25 protein-coding genes, 1 pseudogene and 1 riboswitch are annotated in these 24,314 nt (G+C 64.0%); of the genes and pseudogenes, 16 read left to right on the top strand and 10 right to left on the bottom strand.

Annotated elements, in window-relative coordinates; genetic code table 11:
* Window positions 1-6: 6 nt before the first annotated feature.
* Both nrdE and nrdF read left to right on the top strand, forming a co-directional pair.
* On the top strand, window positions 7-2,127 hold the full coding sequence (nrdE, locus tag LDO13_RS10490; protein ID WP_224049757.1) for a class 1b ribonucleoside-diphosphate reductase subunit alpha: 2,121 nt from the start codon (window positions 7-9) through the stop codon (window positions 2,125-2,127).
* A gap of 91 nt (window positions 2,128-2,218) precedes the next feature.
* Window positions 2,219-3,193, top strand: a complete 975-nt coding sequence (gene nrdF / locus LDO13_RS10485; protein ID WP_224046702.1) for a class 1b ribonucleoside-diphosphate reductase subunit beta — start codon at window positions 2,219-2,221, stop codon at window positions 3,191-3,193.
* A 538-nt stretch (window positions 3,194-3,731) separates the two neighbouring features.
* On the opposite strand, the gene LDO13_RS10480 is transcribed toward nrdF, so the two are convergent.
* A complete protein-coding gene (locus LDO13_RS10480) occupies window positions 3,732-4,514 on the bottom strand; it encodes a hypothetical protein (protein WP_224046701.1) in 783 nt (260 codons plus the stop codon).
* Window positions 4,515-5,178: 664 nt separating this feature from the next.
* Between LDO13_RS10480 and LDO13_RS10475 the strand changes: the two genes are divergently transcribed.
* The 4 genes and pseudogenes from LDO13_RS10475 (at window position 5,179) to LDO13_RS10460 (ending at window position 7,045) form a co-directional block, all read left to right on the top strand.
* Window positions 5,179-5,397, top strand: a complete 219-nt coding sequence (locus tag LDO13_RS10475; protein ID WP_224046700.1) for a hypothetical protein — start codon at window positions 5,179-5,181, stop codon at window positions 5,395-5,397.
* A 30-nt stretch (window positions 5,398-5,427) separates the two neighbouring features.
* Window positions 5,428-5,613, top strand: coding sequence for a hypothetical protein (locus LDO13_RS10470; RefSeq protein ID WP_224046699.1), 186 nt, complete (start codon window positions 5,428-5,430; stop codon window positions 5,611-5,613).
* Window positions 5,614-5,616: 3 nt separating this feature from the next.
* A pseudogene (locus LDO13_RS10465) lies at window positions 5,617-5,806 on the top strand (ribonucleotide-diphosphate reductase subunit beta); the annotation flags it as partial.
* Window positions 5,807-6,613: 807 nt separating this feature from the next.
* Entirely contained in the window at window positions 6,614-7,045 is a 432-nt protein-coding gene (locus LDO13_RS10460; RefSeq protein WP_224046698.1) for a hypothetical protein, read from the top strand.
* Here the strand turns inward: LDO13_RS10460 and LDO13_RS10455 are convergent.
* Together LDO13_RS10455 and LDO13_RS10450 are read right to left on the bottom strand one after the other, a co-directional pair.
* A complete protein-coding gene (locus LDO13_RS10455; protein ID WP_224046697.1) occupies window positions 7,042-7,257 on the bottom strand; it encodes a hypothetical protein in 216 nt (71 codons plus the stop codon). The genes LDO13_RS10460 and LDO13_RS10455 overlap by 4 nt on opposite strands.
* 84 nt (window positions 7,258-7,341) lie before the next feature.
* Window positions 7,342-7,845, bottom strand: coding sequence for a hypothetical protein (locus LDO13_RS10450; RefSeq protein ID WP_224046696.1), 504 nt, complete (start codon window positions 7,843-7,845; stop codon window positions 7,342-7,344).
* Window positions 7,846-8,264: 419 nt separating this feature from the next.
* Here LDO13_RS10450 and LDO13_RS10445 point away from each other — a divergent pair, with 419 nt between their 5' ends.
* Together LDO13_RS10445 and LDO13_RS10440 are read left to right on the top strand one after the other, a co-directional pair.
* Window positions 8,265-8,987: a hypothetical protein gene (locus LDO13_RS10445; protein ID WP_224046695.1), complete on the top strand. Its 723-nt coding sequence runs from the start codon at window positions 8,265-8,267 to the stop codon at window positions 8,985-8,987.
* A 168-nt stretch (window positions 8,988-9,155) separates the two neighbouring features.
* Window positions 9,156-9,953, top strand: coding sequence for a class III extradiol ring-cleavage dioxygenase (locus LDO13_RS10440; RefSeq protein WP_224046694.1), 798 nt, complete (start codon window positions 9,156-9,158; stop codon window positions 9,951-9,953).
* A gap of 105 nt (window positions 9,954-10,058) precedes the next feature.
* Here the strand turns inward: LDO13_RS10440 and LDO13_RS10435 are convergent, their stop codons facing one another.
* Window positions 10,059-10,814, bottom strand: coding sequence for a hypothetical protein (locus LDO13_RS10435; RefSeq protein WP_224046693.1), 756 nt, complete (start codon window positions 10,812-10,814; stop codon window positions 10,059-10,061).
* A 194-nt stretch (window positions 10,815-11,008) separates the two neighbouring features.
* Here LDO13_RS10435 and LDO13_RS10430 point away from each other — a divergent pair, with 194 nt between their 5' ends.
* Together LDO13_RS10430 and LDO13_RS10425 are read left to right on the top strand one after the other, a co-directional pair.
* A complete protein-coding gene (locus tag LDO13_RS10430) occupies window positions 11,009-11,743 on the top strand; it encodes a hypothetical protein (protein ID WP_224046692.1) in 735 nt (244 codons plus the stop codon).
* An 81-nt stretch (window positions 11,744-11,824) separates the two neighbouring features.
* Complete coding sequence (locus tag LDO13_RS10425; RefSeq protein WP_224046691.1) at window positions 11,825-12,169, top strand: hypothetical protein; 345 nt, start codon at window positions 11,825-11,827, stop codon at window positions 12,167-12,169.
* Window positions 12,170-12,214: 45 nt separating this feature from the next.
* Here LDO13_RS10425 and LDO13_RS10420 read toward each other — a convergent pair whose 3' ends face one another.
* Complete coding sequence (locus tag LDO13_RS10420) at window positions 12,215-13,735, bottom strand: M1 family metallopeptidase (protein WP_224046690.1); 1,521 nt, start codon at window positions 13,733-13,735, stop codon at window positions 12,215-12,217.
* Window positions 13,736-14,135: 400 nt separating this feature from the next.
* Between LDO13_RS10420 and LDO13_RS10415 the strand changes: the two genes are divergently transcribed.
* Window positions 14,136-14,648, top strand: a complete 513-nt coding sequence (locus LDO13_RS10415; RefSeq protein ID WP_224046689.1) for a DUF664 domain-containing protein — start codon at window positions 14,136-14,138, stop codon at window positions 14,646-14,648.
* Here the strand turns inward: LDO13_RS10415 and LDO13_RS10410 are convergent.
* From LDO13_RS10410 to LDO13_RS10400, 3 genes are all read right to left on the bottom strand, one after another.
* Window positions 14,645-15,187 carry a hypothetical protein gene (locus LDO13_RS10410; protein ID WP_224046688.1) on the bottom strand — a complete coding sequence of 181 codons (543 nt, stop codon included), beginning with the start codon at window positions 15,185-15,187 and terminating at the stop codon, window positions 14,645-14,647. The genes LDO13_RS10415 and LDO13_RS10410 overlap by 4 nt on opposite strands.
* A gap of 2 nt (window positions 15,188-15,189) precedes the next feature.
* A complete protein-coding gene (locus LDO13_RS10405; protein WP_224046687.1) occupies window positions 15,190-15,747 on the bottom strand; it encodes a hypothetical protein in 558 nt (185 codons plus the stop codon).
* A 132-nt stretch (window positions 15,748-15,879) separates the two neighbouring features.
* On the bottom strand, window positions 15,880-18,084 hold the full coding sequence (locus LDO13_RS10400) for a transglycosylase domain-containing protein (protein WP_224046686.1): 2,205 nt from the start codon (window positions 18,082-18,084) through the stop codon (window positions 15,880-15,882).
* A 374-nt stretch (window positions 18,085-18,458) separates the two neighbouring features.
* Between LDO13_RS10400 and LDO13_RS10395 the strand changes: the two genes are divergently transcribed.
* The 3 genes from LDO13_RS10395 (at window position 18,459) to LDO13_RS10385 (ending at window position 20,372) form a co-directional block, all read left to right on the top strand.
* A complete protein-coding gene (locus tag LDO13_RS10395) occupies window positions 18,459-18,848 on the top strand; it encodes a universal stress protein (protein WP_346347015.1) in 390 nt (129 codons plus the stop codon).
* 225 nt (window positions 18,849-19,073) lie between these two features.
* The gene (locus tag LDO13_RS10390) at window positions 19,074-19,394 is read left to right on the top strand and encodes a GYD domain-containing protein (protein WP_224046684.1); all 321 of its coding nucleotides are present in this window, start codon (window positions 19,074-19,076) and stop codon (window positions 19,392-19,394) included.
* A gap of 156 nt (window positions 19,395-19,550) precedes the next feature.
* Window positions 19,551-20,372, top strand: a complete 822-nt coding sequence (locus LDO13_RS10385) for a nuclease-related domain-containing protein (RefSeq protein ID WP_224046683.1) — start codon at window positions 19,551-19,553, stop codon at window positions 20,370-20,372.
* A gap of 34 nt (window positions 20,373-20,406) precedes the next feature.
* Here the strand turns inward: LDO13_RS10385 and LDO13_RS10380 are convergent, their stop codons facing one another.
* On the bottom strand, window positions 20,407-21,810 hold the full coding sequence (locus LDO13_RS10380) for an HNH endonuclease signature motif containing protein (RefSeq protein WP_224046682.1): 1,404 nt from the start codon (window positions 21,808-21,810) through the stop codon (window positions 20,407-20,409).
* A 225-nt stretch (window positions 21,811-22,035) separates the two neighbouring features.
* On the opposite strand from LDO13_RS10380, the gene LDO13_RS10375 reads away from it, so the two are divergent.
* On the top strand, window positions 22,036-22,698 hold the full coding sequence (locus LDO13_RS10375) for a DNA alkylation repair protein (protein ID WP_224046681.1): 663 nt from the start codon (window positions 22,036-22,038) through the stop codon (window positions 22,696-22,698).
* A gap of 28 nt (window positions 22,699-22,726) precedes the next feature.
* Here LDO13_RS10375 and LDO13_RS10370 read toward each other — a convergent pair whose 3' ends face one another.
* The gene (locus LDO13_RS10370; RefSeq protein ID WP_224046680.1) at window positions 22,727-22,996 is read right to left on the bottom strand and encodes a hypothetical protein; all 270 of its coding nucleotides are present in this window, start codon (window positions 22,994-22,996) and stop codon (window positions 22,727-22,729) included.
* A 169-nt stretch (window positions 22,997-23,165) separates the two neighbouring features.
* A riboswitch (cyclic di-AMP (ydaO/yuaA leader) is annotated at window positions 23,166-23,367 on the top strand.
* Between the two features lie 112 nt (window positions 23,368-23,479).
* Between LDO13_RS10370 and LDO13_RS10365 the strand changes: the two genes are divergently transcribed.
* On the top strand, window positions 23,480-24,097 hold the full coding sequence (locus LDO13_RS10365; protein WP_224049756.1) for an NlpC/P60 family protein: 618 nt from the start codon (window positions 23,480-23,482) through the stop codon (window positions 24,095-24,097).
* Window positions 24,098-24,314: the final 217 nt, after the last annotated feature.

The raw sequence follows: 24,314 nt of genomic DNA, 5'->3' as shown, positions 1-24,314 counted from the left end.
CCGGCCATGCCGGCCGCCTACCAGGGCCTGGGCTACCACGAGCTCAACGCCATGCTGAACCTCTACGGCCCGAACGGGGAGATCCAGTTCGAGGCCGACCGCGAGGCGGCGCACCAGTACTTCCTGCAGCACGTGAACAACAACACCGTGTTCTTCCACGACCTCGAGGAAAAGCTCGACTACCTCGTCAAGAACGAGTACTACGAGCGCGAAACCCTCGACCAGTACACGATGAACTTCATCCGCGAGCTCTACAACCGCGCGTACAAGAAGAAGTTCCGCTTCGAGACCTTCCTGGGCGCGTTCAAGTTCTACACCTCCTACACGCTGAAGACGTTCGACGGAAAGCGCTTCCTGGAGCGCTACGAGGACCGCGTCTGCATGGTGGCCCTGCACCTGGCCCGCGGCGACGAGCAGCTCGCCACCCAGATGGTCGACGAGATCATCGAGGGCCGCTTCCAGCCGGCCACCCCCACGTTCCTCAACGCCGGCAAGCGCCAGCGCGGCGAGCTGGTCTCCTGCTTCCTGCTCCGCATCGAAGACAACATGGAGTCGATCGGCCGGTCCATCAACTCCGCCCTGCAGCTGTCCAAGCGCGGCGGCGGCGTGGCCTTCGCGCTGACCAACATCCGCGAGGTCGGCGCGCCGATCAAGCAGATCGAGAACCAGTCCTCCGGCGTCATCCCCGTGATGAAGCTCCTCGAGGACAGCTTCTCCTACGCCAACCAGCTCGGTGCCCGCCAGGGTGCCGGCGCCGTGTACCTGCACGCGCACCACCCGGACATCTACCGCTTCCTGGACACCAAGCGCGAGAACGCGGACGAGAAGATCCGCATCAAGACCCTCTCCCTCGGCGTCGTCATCCCGGACATCACGTTCGAGCTGGCCAAGAAGGACGAGGACATGTACCTGTTCTCGCCGTACGACGTCGAAAAGGTCTACGGCATGCCGTTCTCCGACGTCTCGGTCACCGAGAAGTACTACGAGATGGTGGACGATTCCCGGATCAAGAAGACCAAGATCAAGGCGCGTGAGTTCTTCCAGACCCTCGCCGAGATCCAGTTCGAATCCGGCTACCCGTACATCATGTTCGAGGACACCGTGAACCGGGAAAACCCGATCGACGGCAAGATCATCATGTCCAACCTGTGCTCCGAGATCCTCCAGGTCTCCCAGCCCACGACGTATCACGATGACCTGTCCTACGACCAGACCGGCAAGGACATCTCCTGCAACCTGGGCTCGCTGAACATCGCCAAGACTATGGACTCGCCCGACTTCGGCCTGACCATCGAGACGGCCATCCGGTCCCTCTCGGCCGTCTCGGACATGTCCAACATCACCTCGGTACCCTCGATCGCCCGCGGCAATGACCAGAGCCACGCGATCGGCCTCGGCCAGATGAACCTGCACGGCTACCTGGCCCGTGAGCGGGTCCACTACGGCTCCGAAGAGGGCCTGGACTTCACCAACATCTACTTCTACTCGGTGGTGTTCCACGCCGTCCGCGCCTCCAACAAGCTGGCCATCCAGACCGGCCAGACCTTCGGCGGCTTCGAGAAGTCCAAGTACGCCTCCGGCGAGTTCTTCGACAAGTACATCAACCGGGAATGGGTCCCGCAGACCGCCAAGGTCGCGGAGCTGTTCAAGAACATCCACATCCCGACGCAGGCCGACTGGCAGGAGCTGAAGGCTTCCGTCATGGAGCACGGCATCTACAACCAGAACCTGCAGGCCGTCCCGCCGACGGGCTCGATCAGCTACATCAACAACTCCACCTCTTCGATCCACCCGGTGGCGTCCAAGATCGAGATCCGCAAGGAAGGCAAGCTGGGCCGCGTGTACTACCCGGCCCCGTACCTGACGAACGACAACCTGGAGTACTACCAGGACGCGTACGAGATCGGCTACGAGAAGGTCATCGACACGTACGCCGCGGCCACGCAGCACGTGGACCAGGGCCTGTCCCTGACGCTGTTCTTCAAGGACACCGCCACCACGCGCGACATCAACAAGGCCCAGATCTACGCCTGGAAGAAGGGCATCAAGACCATCTACTACATCCGTCTCCGCCAGCTCGCGCTGGAAGGGACCGAGGTGGACGGCTGCGTCAGCTGCATGCTGTAGCTTCAACCAAATCGTGACAGTACGACGGCGGGCGCCCGCCCGCCGTCGTACGCTTTAACTAGAGAACCGACCCAACTTCTTAGGGGATGACATGACCGAGAAGGTCAAGCTGCTTAGCCACGTTGAAGCCATTAACTGGAACCGTATTCAGGACGACAAGGACGTGGACGTCTGGAACCGCCTGGTCAATAACTTCTGGCTGCCGGAGAAGATCCCGCTGTCCAACGACGTTCAGTCCTGGGCAACGCTGACCCCGGACGAGCAGCAGCTCACCATGCGCGTGTTCACGGGCCTGACCCTGCTGGACACCATCCAGGGCACCGTCGGCGCGGTCTCGCTGATCCCGGACGCGCTGACCCCGCACGAAGAGGCTGTTTACACGAACATCGCCTTCATGGAGTCGGTGCACGCCAAGAGCTACTCCTCCATCTTCTCCACGCTGGCCTCCACCAAGGAGATCGACGAGGCATTCCGCTGGTCCACCGAGAACGTGAACCTGCAGAAGAAGGCCCAGATCGTCATGGACTACTACCAGGGCGACGATCCCCTGAAGCGCAAGGTGGCCTCGACGCTGCTGGAGAGCTTCCTGTTCTACTCCGGCTTCTACCTGCCGATGTACTGGTCCTCGCGGGCCAAGCTGACGAACACGGCCGACCTGATCCGCCTGATCATCCGCGATGAGGCCGTGCACGGCTACTACATCGGCTACAAGTTCCAGAAGGGCCTGGAAGGCCTGTCCGAGGAGCGCAAGCAGGAGATCAAGGACTACACCTTCGAGCTGCTCTTCGAGCTGTACGAGAACGAAGTCCAGTACACGCACGACCTCTACGACTCCGTCGGCCTGGCCGAGGACGTCAAGAAGTTCCTGCACTACAACGCCAACAAGGCGCTGATGAACCTGGGCTACGAGGCCATGTTCCCGGCCTCGGTCACCGACGTGAACCCGGCCATCCTGTCGGCCCTGTCGCCGAACGCGGACGAGAACCACGACTTCTTCTCGGGTTCGGGTTCGTCCTATGTGATTGGCAAGGCTGTTAATACCGAGGATGACGACTGGGACTTCTAGTCTCTTGTGAGATGTCGACCTAATTGGAAGAATGGCACCCTATTTGGAAGAAACGCATCGCCTAGTTGGAAGTCTTCCAAGTAGATTCCATTAAGCGGCTCTGCACGGTAAATCGTGCAGAGCCGCCTCGTGAGCTTTCATACCTTTGCCACCTCGGGGTGAGGTTCCACGGTACTTGGCCATTTCCCAACTTGGGTGGCCACGATTCACAGTAGTTGGCCAGCTGTTTCATACAGTTGGCCAACCTTGTGATTGAGGCCGACCGTGAAGCACGAGTGATACTTCCTTGTTGCACCCTCAGTAGCCAGCTGACCGCCCATGCCGCGGAGCTCGCCATGCTCACGCAGCTGGCAGACCCGGCCCAACCCTTCGTCGAAGAAATCTCGTCTGAGGTACACAGTTCGCCTCTCTGGAAGACCTCGGAGAGCAGACCGAACTGAAGGCACGGCTTGCCGCGCTCAAGTCCTTGGACCGGAAGGCCATCGACGACTAAGCCGGCGGTGGGGTTGCGCCCTGGGTCCTCATTGGTCCTGCAACGCTACTGGCGGACCGCAATGTCGCGGCGATTCTCCATGACCCAGTTGGCCATACGAATGCTCCGTTTCTTGATGAACGCCAGGACATTCTCCCGGTATTCGATGTACTCACCTGTTGTAGCCGGGGTTGCGGCACGCTCGAAGTTGTTCGGCTTCAGAAAGTATTCGATTTCTTGGTAGTCGGAGCCGGGCTTAATGAGGTCCTGGAAGTGGAAGAATTCCACGAATGCCTTGAAGGTGCCGAACAGGTCGAAAAAGTCTTTGTAGGCGGTAGTTGCTTTTTCAAGAGGGTGCCCCGCCTTCCCTGCGTAGTGGAGTTGGATGCATTCGAGCGTGAGATCCATCCGATCGGCGATGAGTATATTCCTCCCCCGTACTCTGTTGACGGTGTGATAGTCCTTGCGTCGGACCGGCCAGATCATTGCACTACCGATGGTGTATGGCGGGTCGAGGTAGCGGGCCCGCTGCTCAGGGTTCAGCCCAGCGATGGCCTCGACCAGGGCCCTTGATCTGGGTCTTTTTGCCTTCACCCAGTCTGTGTAGGAGCTGGTGATGGCATCGCTGCCGTAACAAAATCTGTCACCAGTGGCATCTGTGAAGATGAGGTACTCATTCTTGCCGGGTGTCACCTTCGGGGCGAAAATCGCCTCGGACAAGGGCAGCTTCTTGCTCCACAGCAGTTCGTGGTCCTCTCGGAGCGTCTTGCTGTCCCTGTCGGCGTCCGGCCTGGCCCCACGAGGGTCATCGGTCTTGTAGTCGAATGTCGTGTCGAAGACTCGTCGCATGTTCGAAAGTGTATGTGCAGGTCAGGCCTTCTGCAGGTGTGAACCGCCCGCACATAGGATGGCCGGGTGACCGACGAACCCAAGAAGCTGCGCTTCCTGACCATCGCCCAGACAGCCGAAGAGCTGAATGTGAACCAGAACTAGATCCGAGCCCTGCTCAGGACAGGGGAGCTTCGCGGAATTCAGCTCGGTGGAAGGGGCATTTGGCGCATCGGGGCTAACGACATCGAGGACTTCGTCGCTGAGGCCTACCGGCGCACCGCCGAACGCGTCGCGGCCGGCGAGCTCGAAGATGGCGCTGAGACCGAGGCTCAGGAGTAGCTAGTCCTGCACCTCGGCGGGCTCGACATTCAAGACGACGAGCTGACGTTCTTCTGGGCCGGGACTCCAAACAGTGAAGAGGTACTTATGCTCCCCGTCGCTTCCTCTGAGGTGCAGATGGGGCTGTTCCCGATGACGTTTGATCGCCTCTCGCACGGCCTGTCCGCCTTCACCCCGTCGCCACCGGCCGTCACGACCCTTGGGGCGGCGAGGTGACGTCGGCCGTTCTATGCCGTTCAGCCGGTCGCTTGCTTGTTTAGCGCAAGGACCGTTTTATCAAGCATCCCTGTGGTAGCTTGCTGATAATTCTAGGAACAGTGATTCGTGTGAAACGAGATGCATTATGGCTAAGCGAAAGACCTCAGGGCATCCGATACTGCCTGCCAAACATTTTGACTGGCTCCTCACGCATTGGGGAGAAGACGCAGCCGTCGAAATCCTGGACAAGGTCCAGCTTGGCGAAATGTCCGTGGAAGAGGTCGAGAAGGGCATCAACAGGCCGGATATTGACCCTGGGGACTGGCAGGCCTTCGAAGATGGGTGGCGGCCTCCAAACTGGTAACTCCGGTCAGGAGCACACCTAACCATGAGCATGGCACGCTCTGCGGCCGACGCTGACCGCGAGCAGGTACAGCAGCGCTACGGGATCGCTGTCGACGCCCTGGGGGCGGATGTGGATGGTGCTGCGGCACTTAATGAGGCGGCGCGTGCAAAAAGTCAGGTCGAGGAAGAACGGACAGCAGCAGCGGGGCTACTGGCGGCGCTTCCACGGGAGTAGAACAACGCCAACAAGACCCTCATGAAACTCGGCTACGAGGCAATGTTCCCGGCGTCCGTCACAAACGTGACCCGGCCATCCTGTCGGGCCTGTCACTGAACTCCGACAAGAACCACGACTTCTTCTCCGGGTCGGGCTCCTCTTACGTGATTGGCAAGGTGTCAACACCGAAGACGAAGACCGCGCGTTCTGAGCGACCCGACGATGTGGAGAGTATCGGCGCAGGGGCGTCAGCCATTCCCGACTACGTGAGCCGCCTCCTGGGGGAGGCCGCAGGGGAAGCGATACAGGGCATCCTAGAGCTCCACTGTGAAGATGATCTCGCCCTTTTCGTTGATTGGGGGGAGTACGGAGTCTATCCAGAGGAAGTAGGCCGATCCGCCGCGGTTATCGGCGTCCATGGTCCAGATGCCGATGGCGTTGTCATTCTAGATACCGAACATCTGGCCCGATGGCCGGTTACGCATAGGGCGAGACGGCCTATGCATGAGGTATCCGTTCCTGAACCTGTTCCGCTCTCTGTGTCTGCCATTCACCCTTACCTACGGGACGCGCAGCGCATCCGCCTGCGTGTGCCGGGAATTGAACGACTAGTTACTGTAATTGACACGGCAGAGGTGCGGGCAAATGGTGGCCACGGAAATGGGCATTGGGTTCAGCTTGTTCCTGCAGGGCCCTGCTCCTAAGCCAAGCCTTCAAGTCATCTGGATCTAGTCGGAAAACTTGGAAGCACGTCCCGTGTGCCGTGTACGCGCAGCCGCGCGGACCAAGCCGCAGCCGAGTGACTGCTTGGCCAACGGTGCTACCGGAAAAACTGCTACAGGGCGTTGACAGGGCCATAGAAGTTTTCCACCCGCGCAATGTGTGCAAAGGACAACAGAAAAGCGCCGCTACGCTTCGCACGGCGGGGCTTTCGCAAGACAGCCATTCCGTTCCATACTGTGACCTACCTGCATGTCGCTGCGACGAACACAGTTGCAGCCGGAGGAAGGTCATCTCAATGGCGATGTTGAAGACTTTGTGGATCATTCATACGACTGCGATTGAAACGCCCGCGGTCACTCGTCCGGGCTTTCCCACCATCCCAGGCACCGGAGCGAACGCCGGCACGGACGATAAATTCGATCTTCTACTTAACAACCGTCGGTTTCGTTTTCCCGATCTGCCAGATCCTGACGAACGCGAGCCGGGCAAGACCGAGGAATATGAGTTCGACGTTCAGTCTGCACGCGTCGATATGGACAACGTCAGCGGCCGATACATCGTGATCGAAATCCTCGGAAACGATGCCTGGCTCCCATCCTCGATATGGGCGATCGGTGAAGACGTCAATGGCGACAGCAAAGTACTGGCCCACGTTCCGAAGTGGCCCGTGGACAGGTACTGGAGTAGGGATTCGCGGGAAGGTCAGCCCCGTCGTCGCTTGGTCTAAAGTGTCTCTCTGAACCGTCCCGGGTTTGATGCCGCTATCTTCCGGTCATCGGGGACGATGGCCACCACAGGGGCATCGTTGGAGGTGACCGACGGGATGGAGATGTAGTGCGTGAAGACCTCATCCACGGGGCGGGCTTTCCGGCAGCGCGGCGGGACCCGGTACGGGCGGTAGGAGACATCGGCAGTGACGGTGAACGGTTCGGCAGTCATGGCACCAATGTGTGCGGACCCACCGACAGCGCTACCCATTGGAGGACCCGGCGCCCGGTCATGCCGCGGTCCATGAACGGCAGCTCAAGGTAGGGAGTTTAGGTGCTTCTCATGGTCTCGACCGGCCGCGCGCATCTCTTCTTCGGTCACAAACCCCCGGTCGGCGAGAAGGATGGGGCGATATGATTTTGGTCCGTTAGTGCAGCGCACGTCGTCGTGCCAATTATTGTTCATGGTCGGCTCGTAGTAACATGACCACCTCTTTCCGAAGATTTTCTCCCGCGACTCTTCGTCCGCCGCTTCGATCTCCTGGTCGGTGGGCTTGTAGTCCTTGTCAACATGCTGAACGGGACGCTGAGAGGTGCGGGTCTGTCGATCTCCGTTAGACGCCACGGGAGCCGAGGTGCCGCCGCAAGCCGTGAGGGTGAGGCTGGCCAGCACGAGCAGGGCGGTGACGCGAAGATTCGAGATGATCATTTTTTCCCCCTGAGTTGATGTCAAGACATTCTGGCACGCCGTTGCGCCCGCCTGCGTCATACCGGTGAGCGTCGGCGGGCCGCCCGCACACATGAGGGCGGTAACCGTCATCAACCCTTGGAGCCTTCGTCTGCCTTCGTGAGTGTGATGACGTAGTGGTCGTCACCCTTGAACCCATCATCATCGACACAATGTCTCCGGGAGACAGCCCCTTCAACTTGTTGCTGAAGTACGCACCGAACGCGCCCTCGGATTCACCCCCAACATATCGGACTGAGGCCCCTGCCGACTCCTGGAATATGTGGGAGCGGGCCATGTGTAGCGATGCTGCTGAGCATGTCTCAGCCCGTGTCCGGGCCGCATATAACTTTCGCCCCCAGGCTCCTAATCTTGTTGGTAGGGGCGGGTCAAAAACTCGCCCGCTCCAGCCAAATGGAAGCAATGGAAGGCCCGGCGATGCGTCCCTGAAGGGATGACTGGTCGCGTTGGCTAGTTGCCGGCCTGGAGAGGGGAAAGTGATGGAAACGCGTGTGGAATCAAGAGCGCTCTGGGGGAGGATCGGCGCGATTGCGCTTCCCCTCGGCATCATCCTTTTGGTGGCGGCTACGGCTGTGCACCCCTCTCGCGAGGACGTCATGAACCATACGGCGGTCTTCAGGGAGTACGCGCAGACCGATGCATGGATTGCCATCCACTTCACGCAGTGGCTCGCCAGCCTGGTGTTTTTCGGCGGGCTGGTAGCTCTCTACTTTGCCATGGGCCCCAAACGGGAAGGGTCAACGGTGCTGGCACGCTTCGGCTTGTCCGCTGTGGTGCTGACGACGGCGGCCATCACGATGCTTCAGGCGGTGGACGGTGTTGCGCTCAAATGGGCGGTTGATGCCTGGGCGAAAGCTCCCGCCGATCAGGAGTCCTCAGCGTTGGCGGCCGCCATGGGGTTGAGATGGACTGAATACGCGCTGCAGAGCTATTCCAACATCCTGCTGGGGCTCACGCTCACCTTCTTTGGTCTGGCCATCGCCTATGGCACGGCCTATTCCCGCTGGCTGGGATGGCTGGCCGCCGTCGCGGGGGTCGCCTGGATCATCCACGGCGTGATGGTTTCCTACGTGGGCCTGTTCGACTCGGTGCCCCGGCTGGTGGCTCTGGTGCTCATGGCCGTCTGGGCGTTCGCCATGGCTGTTCAGATGTGGCCCGGCCGCCGCAGCCGTGCTGCCCGCACTGCAGCCCCGACGGGCCCGGTCACCGCATAGTTCGCCGGGACCCGCCCGTACCGCTGTTCTAGGCTCGCGCCGCGGCAAAGACCAGGGGATTCAACTCCCCGCCCCGCCTGTTCTTTGTGGGGACAAAAGTTGGGGCGTAGGGACACCAGTTTTTCGGCATCACTTGAACCTTCAAGTAAAACCGGCTACCATGAAATCATGACATCGACGCTCGACCGCCCTCCGGTTCTCTTCCTCAGCCATGGTGCGCCGCCGTTGGCTGACGACGCCACCTGGACCCGCGAACTCAACGAATGGTCCGGCACCTTCGACAAGCCCAAAGACATCCTGATGGTGTCCGCCCACTGGGAAAACGCCCCGGTCACGCTCAGCGCCACCGGGCGCAACCCGGGACTGGTCTATGACTTCGGCGGCTTCGCCCAGAAGTACTACGACGTCACCTACGACGCCCCGCAGGCTCCCGGGCTGGCCGCCGAGGTGGAGAAGCTCGTCGCCGGCCATGGCCACCACGTCGAACGCGACGAGTACCGCGGCCTGGACCACGGCGCCTACGTCCCACTCAAGGAGATGTTCCCGGACGCGGATGTGCCGGTGGTGCAAATGTCCATGCCCACCCTTGATCCGCAGGGCCTGTTCGATCTGGGCAAGTCCCTCGCGCCGTTGCGCGACCGCGGGACGCTGATCGTCGGGTCCGGGTTCACCACCCACAATCTGCGCTGGTTCAACCCCGCCGGCGGACCTGACAGCACCCCGCCGTCGGTCTCCCGCGAGTTCGATCAATGGGCCGAGGAAGCAATGGCGCGCGGCGACGTCGACTCCATCCTGGACTTTTTGCACAAGGCCCCGGCAGCCCGGGAGGCGCACCCCCGCAGCGAGCACTGGGCGCCGCTCTATGTGGCTCTCGGCGCGGCCTACGAGTCCGGCGACTTGAATGCCAAGACCGCCATTGACGGGTTCTGGTTCGGCCTGTCCAAGCGCTCCTGGACGCTGACCTAAAGCTGCGGCGGCGGGCAGTGAGTCACCCGGCAGCGCGAACGCGAAAGCCCTGCACCCGGTTGGGTGCAGGGCTTTTCGCATCCGCCTCGGGTTGTCCAGCCAGGCTCAGGCGTATTTCAGGCTCAGCAGCAGGGCCTTGAGGTGGGCGTACTGATCGGTGGCCATCCAGGCCTTGGCCGCGCCGTGGTTCGGGAAGCCGGGGTCGTTAAAATGAACGCGGGTGAAAAGGCCGCCGTTCGCCGTGGGGATCAGGTTGCACCAGGACGAGACGCCCTCTCCTTCCTTCAGCGACCGGGGATCGGTGAGTCCCATGAAATACGCCTCGCCGTTCCCATAGTTTTCCGCAACGAATCCGAAGCTGGGTTCCGTGCCGTTCGGGGCCTTCATTCCCGGAACCGACGCCTGGTCCAAGACCTGGCGCGACACGGGGCCGCCCGCGCACCCGGCGGTGACGCCGTTGGCCAGGGTCAGGAGTTCGTTTCCCGCGGCGTCAGCGACGATCGCTTCAACGCCGGGAAGTCCGGCCGGTGGGAGGACGGTCCGCACCATCCACGTCTCCGGATAGGCGAACGAGATGTGCCCGTCCGGGAAGGTGAAGGTCTTCAGCCCGGGAGACACGTGCTTCGCCGGTGAGCTGGGAACCTTCGACGCCGGCACCGCACCGGTGGCGGGGGCCCCCGGCGCCGCGGTGGACGTTGATGCGACGGTCAGCGTTGCAGTGCGGTCGGCCGTGCTGCTCTCGGCAGGGTTCGAGGCGGCGGCAGGAGTGCCAGTCTGCGTCGCGCAGCCGGCAAGGGCCAGGCTGACGGCAAACCCTGCCATGGCGACGGTTGCGGCGAAGGCGGTGCGCTTGGAATTCATTGTGTAACCCCCATGTTCTTTGACGGCGGGCTGGTCTTCCCGCTCACTGACTAGGTTTCCCGGGCATGGCCAAGGATTACAGTCCGGGCAAAAAGTTCTGCCGCAACGCCGGCGTTGAGCCGGTCAGGGACGTCGCCTGCGGCCAAGGACTCTTCCCGTGGCCACTGCGTAGCTGATAGACCGATAGCTGCTTCATGAAGTATCCGAGCGTCCCGGGAGGCCGCACCTGGGCACTGAGGGGAGACTCGATGACGCTCCGCACACCGCATTTGCCGGCAAAGGCCGGAGCCGCTGCTGCCGCAGCCGGTTTGGTGACCGCCTACCTGGCATTTGTGCGGCCCCGCCTGCTGCGTGCCGGCGCCACCGCAGGGGAAGCGGACGGGCCCTACCCTGGGGACGGACTCATCCCGGACGGTACCCGGAGCGCCACCATGGCGGTGACCATCGATGCGCCCCGCTCGCGCGTGTGGCCCTGGCTGGTGCAGATGGGGACCGACCGGGGCGGGTGGTACAGCTGGGACCGGCTGGATAATTTCGGGCGCACCAGCGTTCGGTCCCTTCGCCCTGAGTGGCAAGACATCGCTGTCGGCGACCATCTGGCGGGCACACCGGACGGCAGCCAGTGGTGGGAGGTCGCGGCACTGGAACCGGAGCGGTTCCTGGGCCTGCGCATGTCGCTCGACCTGCGGGGCCGCCCGTTCGATCCGGCCGGAGAGCGGCCCCGTTACTTCACCGACTCGCTGTGGGGATTCGAGCTGAAGGACGCGGCAGGCGGGTGCACCAGGATGGTCGTCAGCGAGTACTGGTCGTTCCGGCCGACATGGTTTCAGCCCGTTCTGAGCATCTTGTTGCTGGAGCCCTCGCACTGGGTCATGCAGACCCGGCAGTTTGCGAACCTCAAACGCCGGGCCGAGTCCGGAAGCGCCTGAGTGGCTGCGGAATCTTCCGCCCCCAACGCCATATGCTGTGACCGCAACCATCGCCAGCAGCACGGAATACCAGGGGGACCAATGTCGACCAGCCAGTACGGACCGCAATACGCCTACCGGAACCAGGACCAGCAACCAGTGACGATGGGTCAGCTGCGCTGGTACATGGAGGGCATGCGGCACGCCCGGCTGGCCACGGTGTTCGGCATCCTGTCGATCTTCAGCCTGGGCGTACTGTTCGGGCCCTTGGCGATCGCCCGGTCGAAGAAGGCTGAGGCCTACGGGGTGCCTGCGCCCGAGGGGCGCGTGCTGGGCTGGGTGGGGATTGGCTTGTTCGTCCTGTGGGTGGTGTTCTTCATCTTTTACATGGCCCTGATCTTCACCATCATCGGGAACCTCCCGGAGTCGGGCAGGACATCCGCCTAGAGACCTGGCAGGACCAAGGGGCCGTTCCGCGAGTCGCTCAACGCCCTAGCGCCTCGGCATGTCCGGGCGGTTGGGTTCACGCAGCCAATCATCGAAGAACTCGTCGAGGTGCTCACGCGAGGCCTTTTCCATAACGGCTTCGAAGTCCTCGGTCGTCGCCGTCGAGTCGTTGTGCCGGGTGAGCCACAAGCGGGCCCCTGCGAGGAACGCCTTGTTGCCGATCTTCGCCCGCAACGCGTGGAGGGCGGCGGCGCCGCGGAGATAGACCTGACCCGCGAACAGGTTGTCGCGGCCCGGGTCGGCGATGTTCAGCGCCCAGCGGTTCTCCGCATCGAGGTACTCGACCGCTTTCGAGAACTGCTGCGGCATCGCCGCGACGCCCCGGTGCTCGGCCCACAGCCACTCGAGGTAGGTCGCCCAGCCCTCGTTCAGCCAGATATCCCGCCAGTCGGAGGGACTCACGCTATTGCCGAACCACTGGTGGCCCAGCTCGTGCAGTACCGTGGACTCGCTCGCGATTCCCGAGTAGACCGGCCTGGTCTGCGTCTCCAGCGCGTACTCGACCGTGTCGTCGTCGACAATCGCGCCGAACGCCTCGAACGGGTACCGCCCGAACTGGCCCTCCAGGAACTCGATCATCGTCGGCTGCAATGCGAGGGACGCCGTCGTCTCCGCCAGTTCCGCGTCCGGCACGCCGTCGTCGATTGCGTTGATGATCGGCAGCCCGCGCGGACCCTTGTCGTAGGACAGGGCGAAGTCACCAACGCCCGCTGTGGACAGATAGCTGGCCATCGGGTCCGATGCTTTCCACGTCCACGTCGTCCATCCGGCCTTCGTTGCCGGCGGGCCGGACGGCAGGCCGTTAGCCACTGCGGTCTTGCCCTCTGGCACCGTGATGCGGAACGTGTAAGTTGCCTTGTCTTCGGGGTCGTCGTTGACCGGGTACCAGGTCGCAGCGCCCTCGGGCTCGTTGACGACCATCGCGCCGTCAGCGGTGGTGACCCACCCGTAGAGGGCCCCGGTGGTGTCGAGCGGCCGGCCGGTGGTTCCGCCGTACTCGATGACGATCGTCGTCTTCTGTCCGGCCTTCAGATTCGGCTGCAAACCGATCGTGAGTTCCCAGATCCGGTTCGCGTCATCCTGCTCCTGTGACCACTCGGCGCTGTTCCCGCCCTGGGATTTCCCTTGCTTCGCGGCCTTCCCGTCGACCCGGACCGAAGTGACGTCGAGGCCCCGCAGGTCGAAATTGAGCGACTGCAGGTCCTTCGTCGCCCGGAGAGTGACGGTGGCGACGCCGTTGAGGTTACCTTCGAGCACCGCGGGATCTGCTGGCGGGGTGTAATGGAGGGCGAGATCGTAGTTCAGGACGTCGTACCCGCCGTTGCCGGCATGGGGAAAGTACTCGTCGCCGCTGCCGGAGGCGCCCGCCACGTAGCCGGCGCCGTCGGGGTTGGGGGCGGCCTGCGCCGTGCCGCTCACCGCACCGGCCCCGCCTGCCGCCAGCACGACGACGATCGCTAGTGTGCGCAGGCGTCCATTCCCTTGATTACTCCTGGTTTCGATCATCTGCCGGTCCTCTCACTCAGGGGGACGTCCAAGGTAGATCTGGACCTTAGCCCCTCAGCGGTACCGGGCGGTAGGGGTTCCTCAAGCTGGAAGGAAATAGTCCGGGAGCCCGCGGCGTCGGTTTCCACCCTGGAGTGGGGGGTGAGAATGCGTGGGGGAGCGGGGGCGGCCGCGGCCCGTTACGAATCCATGCCGCCCCGCGCTGCCCGGTCAGCTGCTGGCCGGGATCACCAGGCCATTGAACTTGGTCTGCAGGAAATCCGTCTGCCGGACTGCTGGTATGGGGGCCCGGAAGTGGCAGTCGCGTCCCGGGGGCCGGTCAATCGGGAGCCACGCGTAGCGGTGGCCCGGCACGCGTGCCACCATGGGGACTCACCGACAATTCACCGTGAGGGACTTGATGAAATCCAACGAACTGCTGCTGGACGCCTTCGGCCGGATCCATGAGACCGTGGCACGCACCCTTGACGGGGCCGACGGCGAGGCCCTGGTCCGTCGGCCCACAGGAAACGGCAACTCGATGGCGTGGCTGATCTGGCACCTGAGCCGGGTCGAGGACGCGCAGGTCTCCTCAGCCGCCGGACTCGGGCAGGTCTGGACCGCGCAGGGGTTTGCAAAACGCTTTGATCTTCCGCTGTCCGAACGCGACACGGGTTACGGCCACTCGAGCGGACAGGTCGACGCCGTGAGGGCCACGCCGGAGCTCTTGTTCGAGTACTACGACGCCGTCCACCGTCAGACCGTGGCATTCCTGGAAGGCCTCGGAGATGAGGACTTAGACCGCATCGTCGACAAGCGCTGGGACCCTCCCGTCACGCTCGGGGTGCGGCTGGTCAGCACCATCGCCGATTGCCTGCAGCACGTGGGGCAGGCCGGATATGCCAAAGGCTTGAATTCCGAGCCCTCGCGCTAGGGGCCGCTGGCGCCTCCACGGCCTGCGTCAATTGCCGCGGCAACCAGCCGGTCAAAACTTTCCGTCCCGCTTTCCGGAGGGTCCACGGTAAAGACCGCCAGCCATTTCTCGGGGGCGTTGTTGTCCAGCGATACCAGCCGTTCCACGTGCAGGTTCAACCCGGGCACCCCGCTGACAAGGAGCGGCCTGCGCTCCCCGCTCTTGACCAGTCGCTGGAATTCCTTCACCGACAATTGGTCGCCCGGGGTGCTGGCAATCTCCGCAATGGTGTCGTTGATCCGCTTGGTCAGCCCAAACATGAATGTCCTCCGGCCCCTGACCGTCGGCACGGTGAGCAAGACGGCAAAGAAGAGCGTAAACAAGGCGACGGCGCCGAAGCTCCTGAGGCCGCGGATGAATATCATGAGGACGATGCACAGAATTAGGCCGAAGACGCTGAACATCACGAATTTGACCACGGGATTTTCGCTTGGCTTCTTTGACCACCGCACAAGGGCGACGGTGTCTTTGCGGGGCGGAACGACCGGTGAGTTATCCATGATTAGTACCCCTTCAATTCCATCAGCGCTTCGGCCAGGATGACTGCCTCGCGCGCCTCCCTGAGATCGCCCAGCAGCCCCGAATCCGGGAGGGCCGAGACTGCAACGGTGGAGCCGGCAAGTGCAGAATAAACGCTGCTCAGTTTTTCGCGGTCCTGTGACAGCATCCGCGACGAGTTCAGTTTCAGCCGGCTTAACTCCAGCTCCAGCAGCGATTTGTCGATGGCCTCGCGACGACCGTGCATCACCGACAACTGTTCCTGGACGCGCTCGACGCGGCCGCGGAGCATCGATTCCATCCTGCCCGCCACGTCGTGGAGCTCCCGCAGCGCGGTGTGTGACTGCGGCGGCCCGGAGTGCCCGGCCAGCTGCCCGCCGACGTGACGGCGCCGTCGTTCCCATTCCCGGACGGCGGATTCGTAGGGTCCCAAGAGCAATGAGACGGCTGCCACCGCTTTGTCCAACGCTCCGGCCCGCGCGCTGAGGCTCGTGGTCGCGGCGTCCAGCCTCGACAGGAACGCGTCGTAGTTGTCAGGAGGCCCGGCGCTAGAGGTAACCACGGGCCACTCGCACGTAATGGCGCGATTCCCCTCGCCGGAACTTGCCCCCAACTCTCATGGCAAGAGAATAGAGGCTCGGGGCTCCGCGGCATAGGGTGCCGGCTCGAATCACGGCATTCGCCAACGGCCGGGTCACCGCCTCCTGCCCGCAGACTCCGACTGCTTCGCGGACGGGGACTCGGATGGATTCTTGGTCATGGACTCCGGAGGCGGGGGGAATGGATCGGCACGGTAGAGTCCTGCGACCTCGAGCATGTAATTCGCCCACTGCGGACCGGCGAGCATATATCCATCAATGCCCTTGTAGAACTTGCCGTTGATGGTGACGTTCTGCCCGGCCCGCTTCTGGCCTTCCAGGGTGTCTCCGAAGAAGGACGCGGTGGCAATGCCGGAGGTGTAGCCGACCACCCACGTCGCGCCGTTGTTGTTCGAGGTGCCGGTCTTTGCGGCCACCGGGAACTGGCTGTGGACCTTGGGTTTGATGTAGACGCCGGACCCGCGTTTCAGCACGTCCTGGAGGACGGAGTTCACGCCCCGGGCAACCTCGGGCTTGACGGCTTTGCGGCAGTCTTTGGTCTCCGCGGGCAACTTCCGACCGGAAGGGTCGGTCACTTCCACAATGGCGATCGGGGCGCAGTACTCGCCGTCGTTGGCGAACGTGGCGAACGCATTTGCAAGGTGGAGAGGCGCCACTCCAATGGCGCCCAACAGGTTGCCCAGCTGGTGCATGTTGATCTGGGCGTTGTCCAAACCGCTGTGCAGCCCGACCGTGTCGACCATCTTCTGGATGTTGCAGAAATCCAGCTGGGCCGCCTCCGCGAACGTTGCCGTGTTGATGGAGTTGTAGAGCCCGTAGTCAACGGGCATGCGGCGGTAGTATCCCTCATCGTTGTTCTGGAGATCGTCCGTGGCGTCAAGGCCGGCCTTCTTCTCCTTGGTGCTGTAGGCGCCGCGCACCTTGCCGCAGCTGGACTTCCACGGAAAATCGAGCGGATACGTCCTCTTGGAGGCGTCCACCATGGCGGTCAGGGACTTCCCCGAATTGAGCCACTCCGCGAACGTGAACGGTTTCATGGTGGACCCGGGCTGGAACCCGCCGGCGCCGTTCAAGTCATTGCCGTCCGCGTCTTTGGAATCGACGTTGAAGTTGAGCTGGGTATCGAATCTTCCGGGTTCGGGGAGGAACACGGTGTTTTGCGCCATCGCGAGGATCTTGCCAGTGCCGGGAACGACGGAGACCAGCGACGCACCCCATTTGTCCGGGTTGGCCCCGGCCGTGGCGTCTACCTGCGCCTGCGCGGCCAGCTGCATCCTGCTGTCCAGGGTGGTGGTGATGGTCAGGCCGCCGCGGTACAGCTTCCTCTGGCGGCTGGCGAGGTCGACGCCGTACGCCGGGTTGTTGAGGATGAGGTGCGAAACGTAGTCGCAGAAGTAGGGTGCAAGTTCCGACCCGGCGCAGCCCTGCCGGCCCGGGGTGATCTTGAGGTCGACGCCGGTGGCGATGGCGGCGTCGTACTCTGCTTGAAGGATCATCCCCTGGCTCAGCATTTTTTCCAGGACTTGGTCGCGTCGCCGTAGGGCGTTGTCCGGGTAGACGGACGGGTCGTAGAAGCTGGGGCTGTTCACCAGTCCGGCGAGCAGGGCGGCCTGCGGCAGCGTGAGATCCTTGGCTGTGGTGCTGTAGAAGTAGCGTGCCGCGGCCTCAATGCCGTAGGCGTCCCGGTTGAAGAACACGATATTGAGGTAACCCTCGAGGATCTGGTCCTTGGTGTACTTTTTCTCCAGTTCGATGGCCAGCTTGATCTCGCGGAGCTTGTCCCCGACGGTTTTCTGCCCGCCGCGGATGACCTCGTCGCTCCGGTCCGCGGACACGAGGGACTCGGTGACGACGTTGGCGACGTACTGTTGGGTCAGCGTGGACGCGCCCTGCCGGCCGCCGCCGGTCAGGTTGCTTGACAGCGCTCGCAGAATCCCTTGGGGGTCCACGCCGGCGTGTTCGTAGAAGCGCCGGTCCTCGACGGCGATGATCGCGTCCTTGATGTACGGGGACATCTCGGACAGGCTGACCCTGACACGGTTCTCCGCGTAGAAGTTGGCGATCAGTTTCCCGTCGGCGCTCAGCACTTTGGTTGACTGCGACGGCGGATCAACCGTCAGCCCCGAGGGGAGCTGGTTGAAGAACCTGATCGAGTTGCTGCCGGCGACACCCGCGGCAGCAATGCCCGGGACCACCAAACCGGCGACCAGGACACCGCAGAGCGCGCTCACTGTGAAGTAACCGAGGACTCCCCACAAGGCCGCGGCGAGACGAGATCGGGTTCGTCTTCTCAGCTCCATCTTTCCCCCACCTGTCACGCTCAAAAAATGCGGTCAAGAAGGCCCCGGAACCACCCCTGGACCGATTGTTTTAGAACCCGGCCCGCCTTACCGCCGTCGGTGATTCTTGCGTTGTGCCCGGTGCCGCAGTAATCCCATGTCCATAACATAGGACCGCCCGCCCGGCTGGCGCCACACCCTGACCAGATGGGCCGGATTCTGGGCGCGGGCAGCCATGGCATCCGTGCTGCCTTGACACTGGCTTTAGCCCGCGCAGAGACTGAAAGATCCAGGCTGCTGAGCGAAGCTAGGGAATGGAAAGACAAATGGCCGGTACAGATTCGTTCGTGATTGTGGTTGGTTTTGACGGTTCCCAGAATTCTCAGAATGCGCTGGTGTGGGCCGTAGAGGAGGCCCGGCAGCGTAACGGCCAGATCCGTCTGGTCACGGCCTGGCGCAAGCCTCCGCTTGCCTGGTATGCGGCGGTTCTGGAAACTGCCGCCGGCGAAATCGTGGCTGAGGATTCCCCGCAAGAGGCCGCAGAAAAACTGCAGGCGGACGCTCTGAAAACGACCGAAACTGCGGGGGTGGCAGCCACCGGGCAAGTCGTTCACAGTGAATCACCGGCAGGAGCAATACTCGACGCCGCCAAGGATGCGGATCTTGTGGTGGTCGGCTTCCGCGGGCACGGCGGATTCACCGGCCTGCACCTGGGCTCGGTCGCCACCCAGGTCATCACCCACGCACCGTGTCCTGTCCTCGTCGTCCGGCCCAAAGCCGCCTGAGGAGCCGACCGGCGTCGCCCCCGGCTGCCATCTGGCGCCCGGGAGCCCCGGGCGAAATTTGGCCCGCCGGGCACGCGACTCTCCGGCAACCGTTGTAAGGGCGCGGGGGAGCGCCTACGATGTGGCCACAACCCCATTCTGGGGACCACCTCCGGGACCTGCCGTCAAGTGTTTTGACGCACTTTGCGTTGCCCGAGTCCTGGATATGACGGGACGGGAAGGGCCATGACCAAATATCTGTTTGAAGCGAACTATGTGGGCGACGGCATCAAGGGCCTCATGCGCGAGGGGGGAACGAAGCGCCGTGATGCGCTCGTCGATGCCCTCAAGTCCGTGGGAGGATCGCTCGAATGTTTCTACTACGCCTTTGGGGAGAGGGACGTGCTGGGGGTCTTCGAGGTCCCGGCGCCGTCCGACGCCGCCGCGCTGTCGCTCCTGATCAACTCATCGGGCTCTGTGAATGTGCGCCTGAAACCGCTTTTGACGCCGGAGGATCTTGACGAAGCGGCCAAGAAGACACCGACGTACCGGGCTCCCGGGCAATAGGGCATCGAGCCCGGTACGGCTCTTCGGTTACGACTGGCCAGCGCAGGGCTTAGGCAGGCGTTCCGCAAGGTTTCCGGCAAGGGGCGCCTCTGGTCCGGGGTTTATCGTCTGCGGCGCTAGGATCGCTCCCATGCGCCGTCACTTAGAGTCCATGCCATGACCGCCGATCCCGCACCAGTCCTGCTGGGGGCACGGGTTCCGGCCCAGGCGGTGATGGAGGAGTTGTTGGCGCTCCAAAGTCTGGAGCGTCGACGGTCCAGACTCCAGAGGATTTTTGGTGCCAGCCCGCTGAGCGAAGCAACGTGGCCCTGGTACCGGGGCGCTTTGGGAGAGATCGCTGTCGGCAGGATCCTGGCTGCGCTGGGTCCGGCCTGGCTCGTGCTGCATGCTGTGCCGGTAGGTACGGGTTCCACTGATATTGACCACGTGCTGGTCGGCCCTCCGGGGGTCTTTACCATCAACACAAAGAACCACTCGGGCCAGCCCATCTGGGTGGCCGGGCGGACGCTCATGGTGGCAGGCAAGAAAACACGCCATCTCTACAGCGCGGCGCATGAAGCGGCGCGGGCGTCCAAGCTCCTCAGCGCGGCGGTGGGTGACGCAATAGCCGTCACCGGGGTAGTGGTGGTCGTGGAACCCAAAACGCTGACGATCAAGGCGGCACCTGAACAGGTGGCAGTGGTCACCGAGCGGCAGCTATTGCGCTGGCTCATGCGTCGCAGCCACGTGCTGGACCCGGAGCAGGTGTCCCGGATTGCGACGGCGGCCGTCCTCGCCCGGACCTGGCACCGGAACCCTGCCCAGCCGGGCGACGCGATTGCCATCCAGCAGAACTTCGCGGCCCTGCGGTTGCTGGTGGACAGGGCACGATGGCGTCGGGCCACTTGGGTCCTGGGCGTCCCCGCCATCGCGTTTCTGATGCTTGTTGCGGGTGGACCCTTGGGCTCAGCGATCCTTCATGCGCTGACGGGCCGGTGAAGACCCCCGAGCTACGTTGACGATCCCGCGGGCTTTAGGCTGCCAGCAGTCTGCCCGGGCGCGGACCTTTGACGGTCTTCAGGCGATGCCGGAACTTCCGGCGCTCGCGGGTATCGGCGGGGGCAGTTCGGTGCGGGGGACCACCCGGGGATTCTGTCCCCGGCAGGGGAGGTGCGGTGGATTGGTGGCTGTGCCCGGTGGGGGTTGTGATTTCGATCGTGTGTCGTGGTCCTGGCCCGGGTTTGACGGTCCAGCCGGGGGTTTCTTTGGTGTGGTTGCAGGCTTCGCAGAGTCCGGCGCCGTTGGTGTGGGTGGTTTGGCCGCCGTGGTGCCAGGGGATGATGTGGTCCAGGTGCCGGATGGGGGCGTCGCAGTACGGGGTGCGGCAGGTGTTGTCCCGGACCTGGATGAGGCGGCGCAGTCCTGGCGGGAAGAGTCTGGCGAGGGAGTCCATCGCGATCAGTTCCCCGGTGCCGGGGGCGGTGTAGAGCCGCCGGAGCCAGACATTGTGGGCCTGGTCCTCGTCTTGGCCGGCGTTGTGGAGCAGTTCGCGGGCCCAGCCGGCGGGGACGATGCCGTAGCCGGGGAGGCGGGCGGGTTCACTGTCGCCCTGGTTGAGGGTGCGGTCGGTCAGAACGAGCTGGATTTCGATGCCGGTGATCCCGCCGGGGGTGCCGGTGGTGCGTTCGACGAGGGCATCGGCCATGAGCTGCCCGCGGGTGCGGGGGTCCCCGGCGGAGCGCAGGGTGTCGGCGTGCCGGGTGAGGGCGGCGTGCATGGCGACGCCGGCCGGGACGGGGAGCAGGGCGGTGAGGTAGCACATGGTGTCCGGGGCCGGGCGGAGACTGACGTGCCGTTCGGTGGCGGCGTGGCTGGCCCGCTGCGTGACCGTGCGCGGGTCCCGGCGGTAGGCGGCCGCCCTGGCGGCGGCGATGATGCGGCGGTCCCCGGCGCCGTCGAAGGTCCCGGTGTCGGGGGCGAGTTCCTCGTCGACGGCGGCCCGGTCCTCCGGCGACAGGCACGCGGTTTCCCGGACGAGCAGGGTGGCGCGCCATTCGTTGAGCTGCCCGGCCTCCAACGCAGCTAAAGCGTGCGGCATCTCGGTCACCAGGGCCTTCGCCAGGCCGAGGAGCCGGCCGCCCTTGGCCGGGGATTCCCGCCGGGCGAGGGCGATCTGCGCGGTCACCCCGGTCCCCAGGTCTGCCGCGGGCATCCCGGCGTCGGACTGTTCCCGGCGCTGGCGCAAATCAAGTTCGACGGCGATCCGGGCCTGCGACGCGGCCGCAACGGACTTCAGGTCTTCCAGTTCCCGGAGCTGACTGATCAGCCCGGCACTGTCACGGGCGGGCCGGACAACGGCCATCGCCCGGGCCGCCTCCGCGACCGTCACCGTGCCAGCTGCTGCCGGAGCCTCGTCGGGCCCCTGATTGCCGTCCATGAAAAGACACTATCGGGCACCTCTGACATTAAGCCGGGGGTCAGGAAGGGATCGGCGACACCCCACGCCAGCGGCCGCGGAGAAGGATCCGCACCCGTGATGACTTGCCGCGGGCCGGGAACCACGTCGGGCATCTGCTTGCGGTCCATGGATTCCCCTTCGACGAGTTGGGGCCTCCGGCCTGCAAGGAACCAGCAGCACCGCCGCATGCGAAAGAATGGTCCCATGAGTGATGCCGGCGACTTCATCGACCTTGCGCTCCAGCGCGAGTCGTCGTGGAGCCGCGCCGAGGAGTCCGAGTCGAGGCACGGAAGCGGCCACCGGTACTACGGCTCGTCCGTCGGAGCCGTGCGGGGAACCATCCGCGATGCCCTCCGCCGCCACCCGGACCTCACGCACGATGACATTACCGCTCTGAGCTCCGAGCTGTGGGAGGTGCCGGTCTTCGAACGCCGCCTCGCCGCCGTCGTCCTCCTGCAGTCCAGCGTCCGGCTGCTGACCAACACGGACCTGACGCGGATCGAGGGCTTCGTGCGGAGCGCGCAGCTAAGAGCCGTCGTCGATCCTCTCGCCATCGACGTCGTCGGCCCCCTGATCGCCGGGCTCGACGTCGTCGGGAGGGTCCGCGCGGACAGCGTCCTGGACCGGTGGGTGCGTGATCCTGACGGCTGGCTGCGCCGCGCCGCCCTGCTGTGCCCGCTGCGCGAGCTCCGCGCCGGCGCGGGCGACTGGTCCCGGTTCGTGCGCCACGCCCGTTCGGTGCTGCCGGAGTCCCGGCCAACCCCGCCTTATCGCGACGGCGCTGTCGACGGCGGAGCTGTCGACGAGGGTGCAGTCGCCGTCGTGCTCACTGACATGGCCAAGTACCGGCCGGAGCTGGAACTCTGACCGGCCCGTACCGCACGGGGGACGATTCCTAACGTTCCGGCCGGCGTTCCACCACGGCGTACGCCTTTTCGTCAAAGAACTCCCAATCGGTGACCACCATAAAACCCAGGGCGTCCACGCGGTCGTTCAGGACGTGAACGTCGAAGCCGCCGTCACGGGGCTCGGCATCCCACGTGGAGACATGGACCTCCCCGCCTTCCAGGACCAGCAACTCGGTGTTGACATTGAAGTCCTCCTGCGGCTCATTGCTGAGCTGGCAGATGGCGACACAGTGCGTGCTGACGTCGGGATAGTTCATTTCCAGGCCTCCGCTTCGAGGAACGGTGATGGCATCATCCTATGCCTGACGCCGCGTCCGGGAAGGGGAAAAACAGCGTCCGGGACCCCACCGCCGTTACCTCAATGTGACATGCCGTGATCATTCCGTTACCGTTGTTAAGTGCCTGTTGTTACCGAGACGGGCTCTCCCCAGCCGATTGCCTAACTCTGCCGCGGCCCGGGGACAACTCGCAGCAACGTCCGGCAGAGACGGGGAAACCACTTTTGACCCGCTGTTCTCCAGGGGTCTTGGGGTGAAGCCGCACGGCCCGCAATGATCGGGCCCGAGTGCGGCCGGGTGCCTCCCATCCGAATCCGACAGCTCACCTCGCAGGCATTGGGAGAGGCTCCTTTAATGACTTTTAGCAATACCCGTGCGCCCAAGCGCGCCGATCTTCGCAGCAAACGCCGTACCGCCGGGACCGTTGGCCGCCAGGCCGCCGTCCTCGTCGCAGCTTCCGGAATGGTGCTCAGCGGCGCCATGGCCGCCAACGCGGCCGATGCCCCGGCCGAGCGCGGCACCGCCCCGGCGTCGTCCGTTGACGTCAAGGGCCAGGTCGGTGCACCGGTCATGGCGGACTCCGCTGTTCAGATCACTTTCGAGCGCCCCGCTGTTGAGACCGCCCCGGCACCCGTGGTCGAGGCGCCCAAGCCCGCGGCCGCTCCGGCCGCTCCGGCCCCGGCAGCACCGGCCCCCGCCGCCGCCAAGGCGACCGTGAAGGTCCAGTCGGCCCCCGCCCCTGCCGCTGCCCCGGCAGCCGGAGGAGTCAACGCCACCCTGCTGTCCATGGCCTACGGCCAGATCGGCATCACGCAGGACTGCACCGCCATGGTGGAGAAGGCCCTGAACGCTGCCGGCATCCCTGTCGGCAACATCGGCCCGACAGCCTTCCTGAACTACGGCAAGGTAGTCGCCGATCCGCAGCCCGGCGACATCATCGTCCAGTCCGGCCACGTTGCCATCTACGCCGGCAACGGCCAGGCCATCAGCGGCGGCATGAACGGCGTCAACGCCACCATGACGCACCCGCTGTCCTGGCTGACCGCCACCGGCCCCGTGACGTTCGTCCGAGCCGGCTAGCAGAACCGCTAACAGCATGCAAAAGACCGGTCGATCGGTTGCCTTGGGGGCAGCTGATCACCGGTCTTTTGCGTGCGCGGCGTCCGGCGTCAGGGCATCCGTCTCCTCAAAGAGGGGCGTGCCGCGTCCGACCAGCAGATTCACGCGCTGCGCGGGCGCCGTACCTTGCGCTCTGGCCGTGCCCGGGGAAGAATGCATTAGGTTTATAGCCGCGCCG

It is taken from the genome of Arthrobacter sp. NicSoilB4 (assembly GCF_019977335.1).
Taxonomy (GTDB): domain Bacteria; phylum Actinomycetota; class Actinomycetes; order Actinomycetales; family Micrococcaceae; genus Arthrobacter.
This window is presented reverse-complemented; position numbering and strand designations above follow the sequence as displayed.

What these genes read in the sequence shown, in the direction of transcription:
- LDO13_RS10475 (WP_224046700.1), top strand. Translation starts at nt 5,179, where the DNA reads ATGGCTAAGCGAAAGACCTCAGGGCATCCGATACTGCCTGCCAAACAT.
- LDO13_RS10455 (WP_224046697.1), bottom strand. Translation starts at nt 7,257, where the DNA reads ATGACTGCCGAACCGTTCACCGTCACTGCCGATGTCTCCTACCGCCCG.
- LDO13_RS10425 (WP_224046691.1), top strand. Translation starts at nt 11,825, where the DNA reads ATGTCGACCAGCCAGTACGGACCGCAATACGCCTACCGGAACCAGGAC.
- LDO13_RS10370 (WP_224046680.1), bottom strand. Translation starts at nt 22,996, where the DNA reads ATGAACTATCCCGACGTCAGCACGCACTGTGTCGCCATCTGCCAGCTC.
- LDO13_RS10415 (WP_224046689.1), top strand. Translation starts at nt 14,136, where the DNA reads ATGAAATCCAACGAACTGCTGCTGGACGCCTTCGGCCGGATCCATGAG.
- LDO13_RS10390 (WP_224046684.1), top strand. Translation starts at nt 19,074, where the DNA reads ATGACCAAATATCTGTTTGAAGCGAACTATGTGGGCGACGGCATCAAG.
- LDO13_RS10430 (WP_224046692.1), top strand. Translation starts at nt 11,009, where the DNA reads ATGAAGTATCCGAGCGTCCCGGGAGGCCGCACCTGGGCACTGAGGGGA.
- LDO13_RS10450 (WP_224046696.1), bottom strand. Translation starts at nt 7,845, where the DNA reads ATGACGGTTACCGCCCTCATGTGTGCGGGCGGCCCGCCGACGCTCACC.
- LDO13_RS10385 (WP_224046683.1), top strand. Translation starts at nt 19,551, where the DNA reads ATGACCGCCGATCCCGCACCAGTCCTGCTGGGGGCACGGGTTCCGGCC.
- LDO13_RS10435 (WP_224046693.1), bottom strand. Translation starts at nt 10,814, where the DNA reads ATGAATTCCAAGCGCACCGCCTTCGCCGCAACCGTCGCCATGGCAGGG.
- nrdE (WP_224049757.1), top strand. Translation starts at nt 7, where the DNA reads ATGCCGGCCGCCTACCAGGGCCTGGGCTACCACGAGCTCAACGCCATG.
- LDO13_RS10460 (WP_224046698.1), top strand. Translation starts at nt 6,614, where the DNA reads ATGGCGATGTTGAAGACTTTGTGGATCATTCATACGACTGCGATTGAA.
- LDO13_RS10400 (WP_224046686.1), bottom strand. Translation starts at nt 18,084, where the DNA reads ATGGAGCTGAGAAGACGAACCCGATCTCGTCTCGCCGCGGCCTTGTGG.
- LDO13_RS10440 (WP_224046694.1), top strand. Translation starts at nt 9,156, where the DNA reads ATGACATCGACGCTCGACCGCCCTCCGGTTCTCTTCCTCAGCCATGGT.
- LDO13_RS10380 (WP_224046682.1), bottom strand. Translation starts at nt 21,810, where the DNA reads ATGGACGGCAATCAGGGGCCCGACGAGGCTCCGGCAGCAGCTGGCACG.
- LDO13_RS10480 (WP_224046701.1), bottom strand. Translation starts at nt 4,514, where the DNA reads ATGCGACGAGTCTTCGACACGACATTCGACTACAAGACCGATGACCCT.
- nrdF (WP_224046702.1), top strand. Translation starts at nt 2,219, where the DNA reads ATGACCGAGAAGGTCAAGCTGCTTAGCCACGTTGAAGCCATTAACTGG.
- LDO13_RS10375 (WP_224046681.1), top strand. Translation starts at nt 22,036, where the DNA reads ATGAGTGATGCCGGCGACTTCATCGACCTTGCGCTCCAGCGCGAGTCG.
- LDO13_RS10470 (WP_224046699.1), top strand. Translation starts at nt 5,428, where the DNA reads ATGGCACGCTCTGCGGCCGACGCTGACCGCGAGCAGGTACAGCAGCGC.
- LDO13_RS10420 (WP_224046690.1), bottom strand. Translation starts at nt 13,735, where the DNA reads ATGATCGAAACCAGGAGTAATCAAGGGAATGGACGCCTGCGCACACTA.
- LDO13_RS10410 (WP_224046688.1), bottom strand. Translation starts at nt 15,187, where the DNA reads ATGGATAACTCACCGGTCGTTCCGCCCCGCAAAGACACCGTCGCCCTT.
- LDO13_RS10365 (WP_224049756.1), top strand. Translation starts at nt 23,480, where the DNA reads ATGGTGCTCAGCGGCGCCATGGCCGCCAACGCGGCCGATGCCCCGGCC.